Below are 16,831 nucleotides of genomic sequence, written 5' to 3'. Positions count from 1 at the left end.
CAATTTAGGAACGGCACTAATAGCCCAGCATTACATGGTGTTACAAATATAGAGTAATACTATTGCCTGAGGGCAGCTTGATTTCAGTATCCAGCCAGAATTTTTCAATGTAGCGACGCACCTGATCAAGCTCCGTGGAGGCATAGCAAGCATCTGGAAACCTATGCAAATTTTGCGTCTGCAAGGCGAGCATATGCGCATCCTGCGATGCAACCCGCTTCAGGAAAGGCCATACCAGTAAACGCAATAACCAGGCCGGTGCCCATCGGTTCTCAATATGCATGGTGGCAAACACATGTGTCACATCCGCAGACTGTGGAGTAAAATGAAGGCTGATGCGCACGATGCTGCCATCCTGATAGCAATATTCTATTTGCGTCGAACCAGCATGTGTATAGTAAGCACGCTCAGAGATCCGAGGCGACTCGAACAAGCGATAGAGTATGCCGGATTGCTGTACTTGCCCTCGATAGTCCACTACAAAACCATCTGCAGTCTCTGTGAGAACTGCTTCCACGCTGTGGCGCTGGGTGTCTTTGCGTACCAGACCTGGATGAACAAAATGCGTGTGCAGGGGATCAAGGAAATTTTCCAGTGCGTTGACGATAAATGAAGACCAACTGGTTTGCCACAGAAACCGTCTGGAACCCGTAGGCAAATCAGTAACCAGCTTAGGCAAATCACTTTCGACATGGCCATGTCTGGCCAGCCTGACCCAGATCAACCCATCAAATTCCTTGACATCAAATGCACGCGCCCCCACCTGCGGCAGGCAAGCCTGTAGTGGCAAACCGGGAACTTTGATGCAGCGTCCGCCGCTACCAAAGGTCCAGCCATGGTATGGGCATTGCAAACCTTCAGCAGTCACCTGGCCTTGCGACAAGGGCACTTGCCGGTGCGGGCAACGGTCTTCAAGAGCGAGCAACTCACCTGATTGCAAGCGTACCAGTGTCAATGGTTTATCAAGTACTGTCACGGCGATTGGTTTTTGTCTGAGGTCTGCACTACAAGCAGCAACAAACCAGTATGCATAAACAGCAGGGTTCCACTGGCCGCTCATAATTGATATTTCTTCATGACAGGAATGCCTATTTTAGTCGTCAGCCAGCCCAGGCATGCAATAACTATCCGCGTTCGCATGGGTAAATGCACAGACCATACTGCACTGTATTCAATGGACGGCTTACCGCCACGCAAGCGCTTGAAATGCGCAGCACCGGCACTGAGATTGACGATCATATTGTTTTTGATTGCATGCTCAAATACAGCGGCCATCAGTAACCGATACAAACCAAGTTCTCGCGGCAATGCAGTGTTGTAGCCAACTATGGGTGCAGTCACCACACCTTGCATTTGAAATAAACCGACAACGGCTTGCAACACACCATCGGCCGATTTAAAACCATAAAAATGCAAGAGTCCGACCGCATGCCAGGCCTGCATGAAACTGGCTGTATATTCTGGATTGAGCTGTGAATATTTATCGAGATAAAGTAGCTTGTACAACTCTGCAATACGGCCATAATCCTGCTGCCGAATTTCGCAATTGCAGACGCGCGATAGTTCGGTTGATTTGAGTAAATGCATATCACGCTGTAAATTCGCATGTTGTCTGATACCGTTTTTGAGATCCTCAAATAGATATACCTGACGACTTGGTATCAGCGTAAAGCCCTGTTCACGCAAGGCAGTGATCCAGTCAGCATTAAGCTCCTTGTTCAGTGAGCGGAACCAGATGCCATGATCTGGCCATTTCGCGCTTGCGCTTGCAATCACCTGTATTAACACTTGCTCATTAGCGAGAGCGGGATAGATATTGGTACTCAAGGCCCAGTTATTGATGGTGACAGCCTTATCTATCCTGGCAAACTTCAATAAATATCCGTACACATGGCAGATCGATGAAAACAAAAACCTTCCCATGACATGAGCATAGCGTGACATCTCTTCTTGCGCATAACGCCAGTAGGTCGTCAGTGGGGAACACACCCAGGCATCATTGAATTTACCTGAGTTCACGGTGACAGGAAAAACCAGACCATCGACCCGCAACATATCCATATCTGCGTGCACATTATTGATCAATACAGCATGTGCATCGCTAGCATGAATTTGTGCGAACTTCTCCGCGCCGGAAGTAAATTCATGGTTTATCTGGTTTTGCTCAACAAGCATCATGGTTCGGCCAACTCCTGTCCATCCCACTCTATGTCTCTGGTTGCGGCTTCACGCATGGAGCATTTTTGTTGCCATGCCATCAGAGCGAATGAACTCATATCAGCCAATGCACCTAGCAATGGCAAGCGATCTTGTGCAACGCCTATCACTTCACCCGCTGCCTTGTAGTCAGCCCACCATGCGCGAAATTCCCTCTCTCGCATGGACTGTATCAGACCCGCACTCAGCATGATGGCTGCCAGCATGCGTGGGGTTGCTGCTGATGGCTGCACGCAGTCATCCAGTTGGCCTGCAAGGGCGGCAGGCAGTGCATCCTGCATACCAAACAGATGTACACCGCTGACAGCTCTGGGGTTACATTCAATCACGCTGGGGATACCGCCCTGCGATTCTATCCAGTCAAATGATATCTGTCCTGTGTAGTTGATTGCCGCTACCAGCTTTGCGACGAACTCACGTATCAACGGCGCATCATAGGGTGCAAAGTAAAAACTGGAACTCTTGCCCAGCCTGTGTTTGGGCTCATACACGACGTGGGCCAGCAAGCGTCCCTGATCAGCAACGCTGTATGAACAGAGTTCGCGTCCGGGCTTGAAATGTTGCGCTACCCATGCGCCCTGCTGCCCCAATGGAGCCAAGTTGTGAGGCATGCCTTGTGGATAAAGACGGACATGCACACCAAAGCGTGAATACTCAGGCTTGAGCACCAAGGGAGTATTACCCGCCCACGCACGGGCCTCATTAACACTGCTGACCAGGCGGCTGAGTGGTGGGTTGCCGCCGTATTGCTCTGCCAGTTTCAGGAAATGCCATTTGCTGTGCAGAGTGCGCAGTTTATCAAAATCATCGACCAGCACTCTGACGCTGGCAGGCAGGTATTTTCTGTAGCGCGATAGAAAAAACACTTCTTCGCAAGTAGGCATGAGCAAATCAATTTGATATCGCGCTATTGTGCGATTCAAGTCATCAATGAATGCCTGGGGATGCTGGCTGGGTGCAGCCAGTTGTATGCTGGCTTTGACCGCCGATGACCAGCCAGACAAACGGCAAGGTACGCTGTCTGCGATATAAGCAGCCCAGCCCTGTTGGGAAAACCGACGCGCGTGGTCAAGTGCTGCTGGTGCCCTGCCCCCCATTATCAAGACATTAGGCATGCACTACCTCTGTATTTTCTTCAAGGACACGTCGTATGTCAGGTATGTCAGGTCGACTGACGCAGCGTATGCGCCTGCGCTTGCTACTAACCTCACCTGGCACATAAGCCATATTTTTCAAAGTGGGTGCTCGCAAGCCCAGACGGCCCGCCAGGCCAGTGATCGCCACAGTCATTTCATTCATCATTTCAACTTCGCCTGAATCGATGGCAATCCGCAATTCATTGCCATGCTGTTCCAGTCGGTAATCAGGTAAGCTAATCGATGCCATGGTAATTGCATGCCTGAGCATGTCAGGATACACTGCCGCCAGCTCATGGTCATCGCGCTTTTGCCACCACAATATATCATCGCAACGTCCTTCTATTGCAGCCAGCGCCAGACTGGCACGACCACATGGACACGGCGTATCACGAACCCGCAATACATCATTGAGCCTGTAGCGTATGACTTTTTGGGTAAGGCGGGTAAAGTCAGTGATGACGGGGACAAAGCGGGTCTTTTCCTGATTCAGCCATTCTGGTTCTATGTGGACAAATTCTTCATTCAGATGCAAGACACCCAGCTCGCAAGTGTAGGCGAGAAAACCTTCTGTGCATTGGTAAAGCTGATGTACAGGCAGACCAAACGCAATTTCTATGCGCCACTTGTCGTCGGGTTCCAATACCTCTGCCACAGAAATGACACGCTGGGGCGAGATGGTCAAAACACCCTTTAATTTCAGTTCTGCAAGCCCGCTCAAGATATGCGCTGGGGCGACAAGCATTGTTGGTGACTGCGCTTCCAGCTCTGGCAGATGTACATCCACACCTTTATACAAATCGTAGAACTTGAAATGGATGCGCTTGCTATTCAAGGTAGTATAAAGATTGCTGTTCGCCCGCAAAAAGAATGCTATCTTGACTGGTGCTGAGCGAAAGATCAGGCTGAACAACAAATCTGCAGGCAAGGCTCTAGCCATCATGATGCCTGCCCATTTGGCGCGTTCTTTACGCGAAGTTAAAAATACGCCGCGTGGCCCTTGAGTACCACTGGACAAACCAACGGTAATTCCATCCAGTTCAGCAGAAAAATTACGGCTGCTTTCACTCTGCAGTGCAATGGCACTGGCCTGCTCCAGACTAATATTGGCGACATTCATCTGCTGAAAATATTCCAGCGAAATGGCTTTATCAATCACAGGCAATTCCTGCAAAGTCAAACCAGCATACTTTTTGTAAAATGGCGTCAATGGCAATTGCTGTTTGAGAAAGGCTGCAATCTTTTTTCCCTGCCAGGCGCGCATTGCAGCTCTGCTTGAAAAGCGTAACAGCCAGCGCGTCCTGACAAAATGAAATACCAGCCTGCAAAAATCAGTCAATTTCATGTTTGCTGACCGCCATTCAAATACTCCCAGCTTTGCTGGCAATGTGATGGTAGCAACACTGCGCCATCGGCTATGGTGCTTACTTTTCGCAACCCCAAAAAGCTTTGTTGATATTGCCTGACATTGCTAAAAATGCGGCTGGCAAACCAGGTCGGCAACTGATTGTTTTTCAACGCGCCCATAGACCAGCAGGCATCGGCAACCAAAAAAATCCGCCTGTCATCATGGCGCTTGAAGCTGACGCCTATCTGCCCTTTGGAGTGACCGGGCAAGGGTATGGCAATCAGGCTGCGATCGCCAAAAATATCAAAACCGGTGCCAAGCGCGGCAAGCTCAGCGGGCAGATTCAGGCTGACACTATCTTCGACAAAAATCACCCTTTCAGCAAAGTCCGGTGGCAGCAATGCGGACAGAAACCCATGCATCAAACCACCCAAGCGCGACATGCTGCTGGCACTATCGTATTCAACGCGCGAGATGATTAATTTTGCATAGGGAAAATCACGCAGTCCGGCTATATGGTCACCATGGACATGCGAAATCACCACATAGTTAATATCTGTAGACTGTATGCCCAATTGTGCCAGTTGCTGCGTCAATACTTCTTCTGGTGCCAGTGTCATCGGCGTCGTCCAGCGGTACAGGCGCTCAGGAAATGGCTGGGTAGCCTGCAGGAAATGATTACTATAGCCAGTGTCAAACAAGATATTCCCGCGTGTTGGATGAATCAGCAATCCACATAGGGCTGGAAACATCACGCTCTGCCAACGCCCACCACGCATGGCGACACATTCTGGATGATTGCAGTGTCCGGCTTTCAGCCAATGGAATTGAAGGCGTGGCGTGATCATGCCTGCAAGCCTTGCTGCTTCCACCACTGCGCGGTGCGGTCTATGCCCTCATCAAGGGTAACGATGGGGCTATATCCCAGCACTTCACGTGCGCGGGATAAATCCAGGGTTTGTGAATAAGCCAGGGTTGCCAGCGAATAGCGGGTAAATGGTGGCTCCCATTGTGGCCGAAACTTTGCGGCGCATTCCAGCAAGCGGGCAAACAGGTCAGCCACGAAATAAGGCCTGTTTACCGTTTGCAAGGGAATGCCAAATTGCTCCGCCATTTTTGCAAACAGGTCAGCAGCGGCAATCGGCTCGCCATTGGATATATTGAATACCTCTGTTCCGTTTGATGGTGCCAGCTTTATGGACAACTTGACGGCGTGAACAACATTGTCAACATAAGTCATATCCAGCAAAGCTCGCCCTCCTCTTAGCAATGGTAACCGCCCATATCTTAACAGGCGTAGCAAGCGCGGCAGCAAGGCATTATCCCAGGGGCCGAAGATAGCTCTGGGTCTGAGTATCACACGCAAGGGTATAGCCGCAGCCATGACCAGTCGTTCAGCCTCTTGCTTGCTGCGCGCATATTCATTCACGCCTGATGGCAAGGCAATGTCTTCACGTATGCCCAACTGATCGCAAAAATTAAAATAAATACTGGGCGACGAAATATTGATCAGACAAGGAATGGCATTTGCGTGGCATGCCGCCAGCACTTCGCTGGTGGACGCTACATTGGCATTTTGAAAGGCAAACTGGCTACCCCAAGGCGAAGTCAGTGCAGCGCTGTGTACCAGTACATCAGCTCCAGTGCTGCAAGCCTGTAATTGTACGCCAGCATGCTTACTGCCATGTTCCAAAGGCACGAACTCAACCGGCTTTTCTGCAGCCAGCACTATGCTGCGGGCAACATCTGCATTGCGCCCTGTGAACAAGACCTCATGACCGTCTCTCGCCAGTTGCCATACCAAATGCCGGCCAAGAAAACCTGTTCCACCAGTTATGAGAATTTTCATATCAGTACATCAGTAAACCAGCACCATGCCACCCAGCGTCAGGCCTGCCCCTGAACCTATCAACATCATGCGGTCACCTCTTTGCACTTGCTGCCCTGTTCTGCAAAGATGCAACGCAGTCGGCAAAGAAGCTCCAACCTGATTGCCATAGTCTGCAAAAATATTCATGACTTTTTCACTAGATACTTCCAGACGTTTGGTCAGATGATGTATGGCCAGTTGGCTGGCCTGGTGCGGAACTATCTTAGTGATCTGTCTCATGTTCACATCAGCAGTCTCTAGCAAACCCTCTACAAAACCAGACATTTCCGCTGCAATGAGTTTGAAGGCCGAGCGCCCTTCCATCTGGAAAACTGACAAGGGATCAATCGACGTCAACATCCTGCGTGGATGGTAGCGAGAACCACCGGCTGGTATTTTGCAATGCTCTACCCCTGCAGATATTGTCACACTGCGCGACGACAATATGCAAGAAGACTCCGTCGGCAATGAGCGCCGTATCACTACCGCTGCTGCACCATCACCAAAAATACCGCATTCAGTCAAATTATTCCAATCTAGTCCAAAAGTGGCAATGTCGGATGAAACCAGCATCACATTTTTATATCGACCACATTCGACCAGGTAACTCATAGTATCCAGACCCGTCAAAAAAGACATGCAACTGGCACCAATATCAAAAGTCGTCGTGCGGCGACCAGACAATTTTAGCTCCGCATGAATCAGCGCGGCGTTATAAGGCAGGGCCTGGTCCATGGTTGCAGAGGTAGCAACCAAGCAATCAATTTCATCCCAGACCAGACCGGCATCTTCCAATGCTGTGGTGCAAGCATGTGCTGCAAGTTGTGCAGCAGTTTCTGTAGTCGAGAGAAAGCGCCTGCGCACCCCGGTTTTTTTTAGACTCGTTCCTGTCCGCAAACCCAGTTTGGCATCCAACGCAGCACTGCTGACTTCATATGCTGGTACAGCCATTCCACTTCCTATGATTCTGACATGACGCGTGTGCAAGTAATTCTCCATACGGCTAACATCCAATCGGCACATTCATATAATGAACTCATCATAAGCAAAAGCATCAAATAAATAAATATTTCCGTTAAAACCGATGGCATATAATCCAAGAAGGATCAAATATTGATACCAATTTTAATATCATCACCGTCCAACTCTCTCATGACTGAAGCTAAACGCCTGCTGGCGACATTAAAGCGCTTACTAAAATCACGCGGCTACACTTACCGCAAAATCGCCTCAGCACTGTCGCTGTCCGAACCCACGGTCAAACGTATATTCTCAAATGGCAACCTATCGCTGGAAAGATTGACGCAACTGGCTGCACTCGCCAACCTGACAATACAGGAACTGGTCAATGAAGCTGCCATTGATGAGCCGCATATCGTACATCTGAGCTTGCAGCAAGAAAAAGAACTGGCTTCCAACTCTATATTGTTACTAGTGGCAGTCTGCACGCTGAATCACTGGAGCATGGCAGATGTCATCAAGACTTATCAGATTTCTGAAACTGCATGTCTGCAGCATCTACTGCATCTCGACAGGCTCAGGTTAATCGACCTGTTGCCAGGTAATCGCATACGTCTCAATGTCAGCCGCGATTTTGACTGGTTGCCAGAAGGGCCAATAAGACAACTATTCCGGCAACAGGCACTGGGAGATTTCGTTGACGATGGCTTTCACGCAGCCAATGACAGTTTCGTTTTTTTAAATGGCATGCTGGCACCAGCTGCCGCCATGCAATTCCAGGCAAAACTAAGAAAGCTGAAGCAGGATTTTGCTGACCTGCATCAGGAAAGCTTGGCCGTGCCGCTGACACAGCGCCATGGTACTGGGTTACTGTTTGCTATGCGCGTTTGGGAACCAAGAGTATTTAAAACACTGCGCAGAAAATAGAACGAATGGCATTTCAGCTTGTAATCGAGCGCAGATGCCCTCAACGATAATACACTCATAAGCCATGCAACTTCAGCAATTCACGAGGACGAACAATCAAGAATAAATACTATCAAAATGGCAAATAAATACGCATGATAGATTGGCTGGCAAGCCATTTCACATATCAAATCGATTGATTTATTCTTCAATCCAACTCATACCCTCGCAATTTCCAGCCATATAGCTGACAATGCGCTTGATACTTTTGCTGGTGGAGACTTGGGTGGAAATTGGGATGGACCTGTGGTGGGGTTTGGGTGTGACGGTTGTAGCCGTCTTTTTGATATTGCAAGTGCTGGCTCTGCTGATAGGCGTGAACCGCTTACTGAAATTGCAATTGTGGGCGCCACGCAAAACACCGTGTTTGCGCGCAGCCAGCGGTGATCTCTTGCCTATACTCGATGAGGCGCGCCTGGAAATGGAGCAGGCGGGGTTTCGCTACATGCATAGCTGGCGCGAACGTTCCATCGTGGCGGCTGATGATATCCCGGTCAGCTACATCGATGTCTATCACCATCTGGGCCAGGATGTCCATGCAGAAGTTGTACTTACTGAAGCCACTGTAGATAAACGCCCGTACACCATCTATCTATGGAACACATACATTGACGGCAAGGCCTTGCTAACAGTAAACGGCATGCTGCAAACCATGGTGCCCTTCCCTGCACGGGTCAGTGTGATTGATGACAAGAGCGCAGAATTTGCCGGACAACTAGCGACGCATTTGCATGTGCGCGAGCTGATTACGGTGCAACGCAGTGACCCCGCGGACGCGCCAAAAATTGCACAGAACCTGGTAGATCGCTGGCTCGTGCGCCTTGAACGAGAGGGCAAGGTATATCAACGCGAGCAACGTGGTGATGAAACGATCTATGGTTTTCGTATTTTTCCAGCGATGAAAATGGCGTGGAATATGCGTAAAATCAATCAGCAAAGTGCACGAAGCGCTGCTTCAGAAAACACAATTTCGCTTACAACGGATATGCTGGCAGCGCGCCAGTTGCGCGACCGTTGTTCTTTTGTACGAACGCTGTGCACCTTGCGCTCCATGTTGGCGCCGCGCTGGTACCAATACGCAAGCTTTAGCTTGTCTGCCCTGGTCTTCCTGGCATTGGGATCCTGGTGGTGGGGTATCACTGGCGCATTACTCATCGGAGGCGTGATTGCCTTGCATGAAGGCGGCCACTGGCTGGCAATGAAGCTGGCAGGATTTCGAGATGTACAGGTGTTTTTCATTCCTGGCATGGGTGGCATCACCAGTGGTGAAAAACACGAAGCTCGTCCTTTGACACATATGTTGGTCTATCTGGCAGGCCCGATGCCAGGATTGCTATTGTCACTATGCAGCTTTGCCCTGATTGTCTGGGAGCCAGGCATCATGAACACCTCATGGGGCCCGTATTTGACCATGGCAGCCCTGGCATCATTGCTGGTCAATGGCTTTAATCTCTTGCCTGTGTTACCGCTGGATGGCGGGCGCATCATAGAATTATTACTCATTGCTCGCCTGCCCTGGTTGCGCTTTGTTTTTTCACTGGCCAGCAGTCTGGCTATGTTAGCTTACGGCATGTATATCAATGACAAAGTATTACTGGGCCTGGGTCTGGTGATATTGATCAGCGCCCAGTTTCAATTCAAAATTGCCAAAGCTGCTTCTTTGCTACTAAGGCAAAAAGCCCGACCATCCAATCACATGGACTTTGCCAATGCCGCTGGTGATTTGTACGACTTTCTTGATCAAGCCAGTTTTGCAAACTGGACCTATCGCAGCAAGCTTGAAGTAGGCCAGAGTTTATTGTCGCGCTATCTGGGTGGTCTGCCAGGATGGCGTGAGAGCAGCGCAGGAATAGCCATTTATCTGACTTGCCTTATCCTGCCCATCGCCGCATTGTCTGGCTTACTCTACTCTGCACCCAATACCATATTGAAAATGGCCGGGCAAGGTTTGTCTTCGCTCATGGCATCGACAAATCCCGTACAAGCCGTCAATGTGGCTAAGACTGACGTCAAGGGTACTGCCAGCACATGGGAAGAAGAAAAAAGTATGCTGAGGTCGGCTCGCGCTGACAAAATCACCGCAGCACAGGGCAATGAAAGAGCAAAAATACTCAAGGCCGCACTGGAAGAAGCCAGCGACAACGACGCAGAAGATGCGCTGCGCATCGCCAAAATTTACTATGCCGAGAATAATAACTCGGTGCAGGCAACCTACCATCACGCAGATGCGGCCTTTGCCATGGCTATCGCTTTACGCAACTGGTCCGGGCAAGATGAACTGGAAAGCGCAGCAAAAAATGATGCCGACATCGCCAACTACCTGCAAGAAGCAGAGGCAGTTTTACGTGCTAGACTGTATGCTCAGGGCGACAAAGAAGATGCACGTTTACTCGCCCAAGTATTACAGGCAAGAGATATAGAGACAGATAATCCGGCACACCTGTTACTGAAACAGGAAATCGTCAAGCTGTTCTCCAAAGACAAGAGCCAGGACGACACCCAACTCCTGCAAGCACATCAAATGCTTGCGCGCAGCTATTACATGTCTGGCAAAGCAGACGAAGCTGCGCAAGAATTACAACTGGCAGCCAATGACTATGCTTGCGCTGAAAAAAAGACTGACAACTATTTCTGCCATTCCTTAAAGGTGGATCAGGCCTGGTTACTGGTCGGTAAGAAGCAATTTGCAGAAGCCATAAAACTGCTGGCTTCCTACAACACCGAAGCAAAAAATCGCCGGCAGGCTGACACGATGTACAGGGAAAATCATCAAATCAAATGGATGATCGCCATGCTGCAAAAAGACTATGCTCAGGCCAGGCAAGAGGCGCAGTTTTTGAACCTGCTACAATCACCGGGCACAGGCAACTGGCTGATGGACTTTTTCATACAGCGCGCCCAACCGGCCAGCAATTATCAGGCAGATCTGATGCTGATAGAAAGCTTGCGCGCAAGCGGTGAACAAGATGAGGCAAATAAAATCGCCGGGCGTCTGCTTGAAAATCAGCACAAAACACGCCGCGATTTTAGTAATACAAAACCTGGCAACACCGAGCCTATATGCAAGATCACCAACTATGGCAGTGCATGGAAGAGTCAATTTCAGCAAACCTTGCTCAATATCGAGCAAAGAGAAATCAGGTGCGTGCCACGCTTAAATACGAGTCAAATACCGCGCTAATTTTGCATGTTAATGCGAGGTCAGAAATTTACTGCGTTTCAGCACTTGCCCTTATCACCGGTTGGATCTGACATGAAGATATTTCACGTTTAAGACTTATCTGCAAACAACAATCGTATGCTTTTTGCATAAGCTTCCTCAACATCGATACGCGTTAATTTTCCAGTGCAATTTGCAAATATTTTCTATCAATTACTCCCCTCCGGCATCATAGGCACTGCACGAGATATTTGGTTACGCCGGCCTGCAGTAGGATGGCCACGGCTGCACTTGGTCCTGTAAACGCTGACGATTTGCACGGCAAACTGATACTTTAATTCAGGCTCTTTCAACTTGTTACCATAGAGAAAATATTCAATGATGCCTGAATTTAAGTCAGGCATACGCATGCTGTAAAATGGAGATAGACCTCTCTGCCGTCACTTCACGCCTCCAGGTATCATTTAATGAAAACCTTCATTTCTGTTTTGGCTTGCCTGCTGTTCAGCCTGACATGCCAAGCTGCCGACCCGCGCTTTACGGTTATCAGTGTTGATACCGAACACGAGGAACTGCAGTTATTCCTGAATGATGAAAACGGCAAGGGCTTCAAGCGCTTCGATACTTTAAAGACATGGCTGGCAGGCAAAAACAAGGAATTACGCTTTGCCATGAATGCGGGCATGTACCACTCTGATTATTCACCCGTAGGTTTGTATGTGCAAAATGCCAAACAGGTGTCGGCACTGAACCTGGCAGACGCCTGGGGCAATTTTTTTCTGAAACCAAATGGTGTATTTCTGCTCACGCAAGCCGGGCCGCAAGTGATTGAATCCTCAGAATATCCAGCCATTGCCAATGGTGTTTTGCTCGCCACACAGTCTGGGCCCCTGTTGTTGAGAAAGGGCCAGGTTCATCCTGCATTCAGGCCTGAATCAACTTCTCGGTTAAAGCGCAACGGCGTTGGCGTCATCGGCAAAAAAGCTATCTTCGTCATCAGCGAGCAGCCAGTCAATTTTCATGAAATGGCAAGCTTTTTCAGAGACACATTACACTGTCAGGACGCCTTGTACCTGGATGGCAGTATTTCAGGCATTTATTCTGTCGACCTTGACCGTAACGATAGCACCGTAGATTTGGGGCCGATTATTGGCGTAGTGCGATAAGCTACCGCCCCACCAAAATAAACAAGTAAGCTGCTCAGATATTCTTTTGGTATTTGTACAAATAGGCATTGCAGATTTTCAGCAATTCATCAAATCCCACGTTGAGAGAATTGGCTGAAATAGCGACAGGACTGCCGCACATCTTGTAATTCATCCTGTTAAGCATGCGCTTGAAGGCGCCACCAGCCTCGATGTAACGCTCAGGTTCGCGGACGATGATAACAAGTGTTTTCTGTTTTTGCATTTCGAAAATGCTGAAACCAATAACCTCAGACCATGGGACAAAACCCGCCGAGACAGCACTGCTATTATCATGAATACCTGAGGAATTTAATATCAGGCCAGGCTTTTTATCCAGCAATTTTCTGATGCCGACAGCGCCGCAAAATCCAAAAAACAGAATGCCTGCTGTACCTATGCCATACGTCAGGACTGGGCTATTGTAACGACGCTGAGAGGCAATCTGAGAACTATCAAGTAGCACCATCCAGAGACCCATGATCACAAATATCATGGAGCCAGCGACCAATAACCGCAATTTGGTTTTACTTAACTCGATGACTTTTTCGTCTTCAGTATGCATAATCCTCTGTCGCTCTGATTGATCCGCCTTGAAGACGGCATATTCTCAAATGAAAGCCAGAAATATCATTTCCGGTGAAACTCAGGAACAGAGGAATATTAGTATAATTTTTTTTACCTGGCCACTTGCAAGCATTGTTAGCTACACAATGTCTATTTCAGGCAATGTTTGATTCAAGGGAATCAAGAGAATTAAGGATGGCGTTGCCATCCTGGGGATTTGAATAAGCTTCAATTTTCAACATCGGTTTGCGCCGTTGCGACTTCACGCATCTGTTTGACTATATATAGGTATAGCAAAGCGTAAGTTGCCTGAAACAGCAGGTCAAACACCCGGCTCTCGAATATATCGACTACTCCCTGCGACACAATCGCGGCTGTGGTCAGCGGTATCATCAACAAGAGAATCAATACCAGATAACGGATGGAAGAGATCAGAGAAATACTGACATAACGGGGCAAAAATTGCGTGCCAGATGCACCGCCATTGGCTTTAAAAGCCATCATCGTGCCAATCGCAGGAATCAATATGTTCATGATGGACGCAAAATAAGTCCAGCCATCCACAGTTTCGTGGGGGACATATGCCATCATCTCGATTGCTATTGCGCTGAGAATGGCATACACCAGCATATAGGAATAACTCTGAGCCTCAGTTAATCCCTTTGCAATCAATTGCTTCTTCAATAAATCCAGTTTCCAGAAATACATTGCAACCTCAATGAGAAATTTATCTGGATAACAAATCCAGACAAGATGGTGATGGTCACCAAGACCTGGGAATCAGTAAAATTACGAGAAGAAAGTTTGACGGGAAGTTGACATTCGAACTGCATACTTAATACAACACGCATCAGAATTAATGAATTTTAGCCCAAATTAACCGATGTTATCTGGAGTTAGTGCCAAAACTGGTCCCGCCGACAGGAATCTCATTTCTTTTAAAATCAATTACTTACAAGAAAAGTTCGTAAGTTTTTCGTAGCATGACCTACAAAATCTACACTTCCCCCCTCAGCCACATAGAAGACAATACATAAATGAGCAACAATCTTCGAGCGCAATAATATTACGTCGAATGGGAATTTGCAGCATAAAAGCAGGGCAACTCTAAAATAAAGTACCCCTCGGGAAAAAGGTAACCTAGGTAACTGAAATTCCTAAAACCGCGAAAACCCTTGATACGTAAGGCTTTCCAGCAAATAACAAAAGGTAATAATAAGGTAATGTAGAGGTATTCTAGTTACCTATATAAAGAGTATTTTCTTCATTTATAGATATCCTTATAAATCAAAGACTTAAAAATAAGTTACCTTTTCAATTACCAAAAGTTACCAAATAAAGTAACCAGATAAATCTATATAAATCAGTCACTTAACAATGGTTTATCGATGCCATTACCTTGGTTACCTTTTTCCCGAGGCCGTCCCAAATTTAGGGAAAACTAGGGTTTTTCCTATATACAGACCGTATTCAACTACCAGGATAATCATGATGGTTGCCATTCAAAACGGTTTCAGTTGTGGGGATAATCGCCACAACTGGCCCCAATCATGGTGATAATCACCATAGTTGAAATGGCATAGAACCATTGGGGAAACCCCAATGGATGGAAGAGAAACCCGCTATCGGGCAAGCCTTGACGACTGACAGTCCTAATCTCGGAACTATGGAGATCATCTCGATGGCTGGTACAACGCCAATTATTGGGGAAACCCCAATAACTCAGAAAATCGACTGTGATTATTATAATGTCAGTTGAGGGGATTATCACCTCAACTGACATTTTTCCATGACCGTACAGATAATCTGTACAACTGTTTCTATTATAAAAACAACTGAGGTGCTTAACCCCTCAGCTAATCAACCGTTTCGAATACCGAAACGGTTACGGTGCTCATCACATGAAATTTGCGTCAAATTGCGTCAGCGTTTGGTGCCATCCATGCGGCCGCAAACGTAAGCCTGGCTTGACCCTAACTGGTGACGCATATTTGAGTAAAAAGCGACCTATTTAGCGGGCAGGCGTGGTGGGGGGATGTCTGCGCGCCAGGGGGTGAAATGGATTTCGATGGATGCAATTTGCTTGCAGATCGATACGTGTAGGGTGAACCTTTGAGGCTTTGGTCTATCGACGGCAGGCAAACGCCAGTGTTGTAGAATACGCACAATCGGGGCTACAACGAGTCGCGCATGCTGTTGAAGAAGCGTAGCTGGTTCTGTATATATAGAAACACCCATCCACACGTTCAGGTTTTAACAGCCCAGCAAGAACTATATTTTGGTCCACCCATAATTTAAACATTTCCATGGCTTACACACTTCAAGCAGTTGTCGCAAAGTCCGGTACTTTTCCAGATATTGTTCTAAAAAAACTTCAAGTTCTGCGCCTTCGTTGCGGCATTGACATGATTCCTATAACAACTGCAGCACAAGATTTCTATGGTATACCGCATTGCCCGCTTACCGATGGAGATGCCAAAGACATCCTTCCACAGTTGCTAGATCTATGTGAAACCCTAAGTGAAAGCTGCAAAGCCGCATACATTGAAGCAGAATTTTTTGGTGGAGATGGAACACAAGCAAACTTCCTGCTATCAGAAGGAAAAGTCATTTCACCACTTGTCTTATCACAAAATGCAATAAATGAAGCCTTGCGCTTTCTAGGTGTCAACAAGGGCAAATATGGCGATGAGTTTGAAGCAGTTGGTCTGTCGTGGAAACGCTTCACAGATGATTGGAACAGCAATGATCTTCCTGCTGAGTAACCATCCCAAAGTGTCAACGATCAAATTAGGGGCGTCTACTTGAAAATACCAGCCTCATTTAAGGCAACTCTTGATGACTACAAAGAGCTATGGTGCGATGGGTATTTGGCAATCGAATATTTTGCCAACAATACTGGAGCAAAAACCGCCTCATCTATCGTATCTCTATTTGGTAACGAGCAAGCGATTCAACAACTCAACGGTCTTGGGGAAACACGTATTGCAATTCATCCTCAGATTTTGCATGAAATTGATGAGCACGAAAGAATACCCAGCCTTATTTGTTTGCTGCAAAATGAAATGTCTATGTATTCGTCTCAGAAATATTCAAATGAAGATCTAGAAAAAATTGCGACGGAATTCCTAAAGGATTTTGATAGTCCACATACTTTTGTTAATTTCCATTTTGATGGTAACTTCAGCTCATTAAGTTGGAGTCCTCTGGTTGGTCATACCGTGGAACTTTTTTTCTGCGCGATCGACGATAAACACATGGGCTGCTTGCTCTATATGGATGATAACTAATATCGCAATGACCGACGAAGAAAAATATCTTTCTGGGATGAATTTGGAAGGTCTTTCACCGCAAGCTATACAAATATATATTGCGCTCGCTCAATCCAACAGTGGCGACCCGATCACCCAGTCATGCTTGGAT

The 16,831-nt window shown here is 47.7% G+C and carries 14 protein-coding genes; 5 read left to right on the top strand and 9 right to left on the bottom strand.

The genetic code is table 11. The features are described 5' to 3' along the window. Positions 1 to 40: 40 nt before the first annotated feature. The 7 genes from H8L47_RS13285 to H8L47_RS13255 form a co-directional block, all read right to left on the bottom strand. Positions 41 to 1,060 (bottom strand): aromatic ring-hydroxylating dioxygenase subunit alpha, encoded by a 1,020-nt coding sequence (locus H8L47_RS13285; protein ID WP_186954088.1) that lies wholly within the window; start codon positions 1,058 to 1,060, stop codon positions 41 to 43. Then, positions 1,057 to 2,178, bottom strand: a complete 1,122-nt coding sequence (locus H8L47_RS13280; RefSeq protein ID WP_186954087.1) for a GNAT family N-acetyltransferase — start codon at positions 2,176 to 2,178, stop codon at positions 1,057 to 1,059. Before H8L47_RS13280 ends, H8L47_RS13285 begins: the two co-directional genes overlap by 4 nt. After that, positions 2,175 to 3,332 carry an ATP-grasp domain-containing protein gene (locus H8L47_RS13275; protein WP_186954086.1) on the bottom strand — a complete coding sequence of 386 codons (1,158 nt, stop codon included), beginning with the start codon at positions 3,330 to 3,332 and terminating at the stop codon, positions 2,175 to 2,177. The genes H8L47_RS13280 and H8L47_RS13275 overlap by 4 nt, the downstream gene beginning before the upstream one ends. Next, positions 3,325 to 4,698: a F390 synthetase-related protein gene (locus H8L47_RS13270; RefSeq protein WP_186954085.1), complete on the bottom strand. Its 1,374-nt coding sequence runs from the start codon at positions 4,696 to 4,698 to the stop codon at positions 3,325 to 3,327. The genes H8L47_RS13275 and H8L47_RS13270 overlap by 8 nt, the downstream gene beginning before the upstream one ends. Further along, positions 4,695 to 5,453, bottom strand: a complete 759-nt coding sequence (locus H8L47_RS13265; RefSeq protein ID WP_222616524.1) for an MBL fold metallo-hydrolase — start codon at positions 5,451 to 5,453, stop codon at positions 4,695 to 4,697. The genes H8L47_RS13270 and H8L47_RS13265 overlap by 4 nt, the downstream gene beginning before the upstream one ends. A gap of 92 nt (positions 5,454 to 5,545) precedes the next feature. After that, on the bottom strand, positions 5,546 to 6,550 hold the full coding sequence (locus tag H8L47_RS13260; protein ID WP_186954083.1) for an NAD-dependent epimerase/dehydratase family protein: 1,005 nt from the start codon (positions 6,548 to 6,550) through the stop codon (positions 5,546 to 5,548). A 9-nt stretch (positions 6,551 to 6,559) separates the two neighbouring features. Continuing rightward, complete coding sequence (locus H8L47_RS13255) at positions 6,560 to 7,522, bottom strand: 3-oxoacyl-[acyl-carrier-protein] synthase III C-terminal domain-containing protein (protein ID WP_230413728.1); 963 nt, start codon at positions 7,520 to 7,522, stop codon at positions 6,560 to 6,562. A 201-nt stretch (positions 7,523 to 7,723) separates the two neighbouring features. Between H8L47_RS13255 and H8L47_RS13250 the strand changes: the two genes are divergently transcribed. From H8L47_RS13250 to H8L47_RS13240, 3 genes are all read left to right on the top strand, one after another. Further along, complete coding sequence (locus H8L47_RS13250) at positions 7,724 to 8,458, top strand: helix-turn-helix domain-containing protein (protein WP_186954081.1); 735 nt, start codon at positions 7,724 to 7,726, stop codon at positions 8,456 to 8,458. 232 nt (positions 8,459 to 8,690) lie between these two features. Next, on the top strand, positions 8,691 to 11,678 hold the full coding sequence (locus H8L47_RS13245) for a site-2 protease family protein (RefSeq protein WP_186954080.1): 2,988 nt from the start codon (positions 8,691 to 8,693) through the stop codon (positions 11,676 to 11,678). A 446-nt stretch (positions 11,679 to 12,124) separates the two neighbouring features. Then, entirely contained in the window at positions 12,125 to 12,823 is a 699-nt protein-coding gene (locus tag H8L47_RS13240; RefSeq protein ID WP_186954079.1) for a phosphodiester glycosidase family protein, read from the top strand. A gap of 34 nt (positions 12,824 to 12,857) precedes the next feature. Here the strand turns inward: H8L47_RS13240 and H8L47_RS13235 are convergent, their stop codons facing one another. Beyond that, entirely contained in the window at positions 12,858 to 13,406 is a 549-nt protein-coding gene (locus tag H8L47_RS13235; protein WP_186954078.1) for an STM3941 family protein, read from the bottom strand. Positions 13,407 to 13,636: 230 nt separating this feature from the next. Then, positions 13,637 to 14,116 (bottom strand): hypothetical protein, encoded by a 480-nt coding sequence (locus tag H8L47_RS13230; RefSeq protein WP_186954077.1) that lies wholly within the window; start codon positions 14,114 to 14,116, stop codon positions 13,637 to 13,639. A gap of 1,598 nt (positions 14,117 to 15,714) precedes the next feature. Between H8L47_RS13230 and H8L47_RS13225 the strand changes: the two genes are divergently transcribed. Beyond that, positions 15,715 to 16,173, top strand: coding sequence for a hypothetical protein (locus H8L47_RS13225; RefSeq protein ID WP_186954076.1), 459 nt, complete (start codon positions 15,715 to 15,717; stop codon positions 16,171 to 16,173). Between the two features lie 39 nt (positions 16,174 to 16,212). Then, on the top strand, positions 16,213 to 16,698 hold the full coding sequence (locus H8L47_RS13220) for a hypothetical protein (protein ID WP_186954075.1): 486 nt from the start codon (positions 16,213 to 16,215) through the stop codon (positions 16,696 to 16,698). Positions 16,699 to 16,831 lie beyond the last annotated feature (133 nt).

Source organism: Undibacterium umbellatum (assembly GCF_014284125.1).
In the GTDB taxonomy this organism is placed as follows: Bacteria; Pseudomonadota; Gammaproteobacteria; order Burkholderiales; family Burkholderiaceae_D; genus Undibacterium; species Undibacterium umbellatum.
The sequence above is the reverse complement of the archived record's forward strand: the minus strand, read 5'-3'. Positions and strand labels throughout refer to the sequence as shown.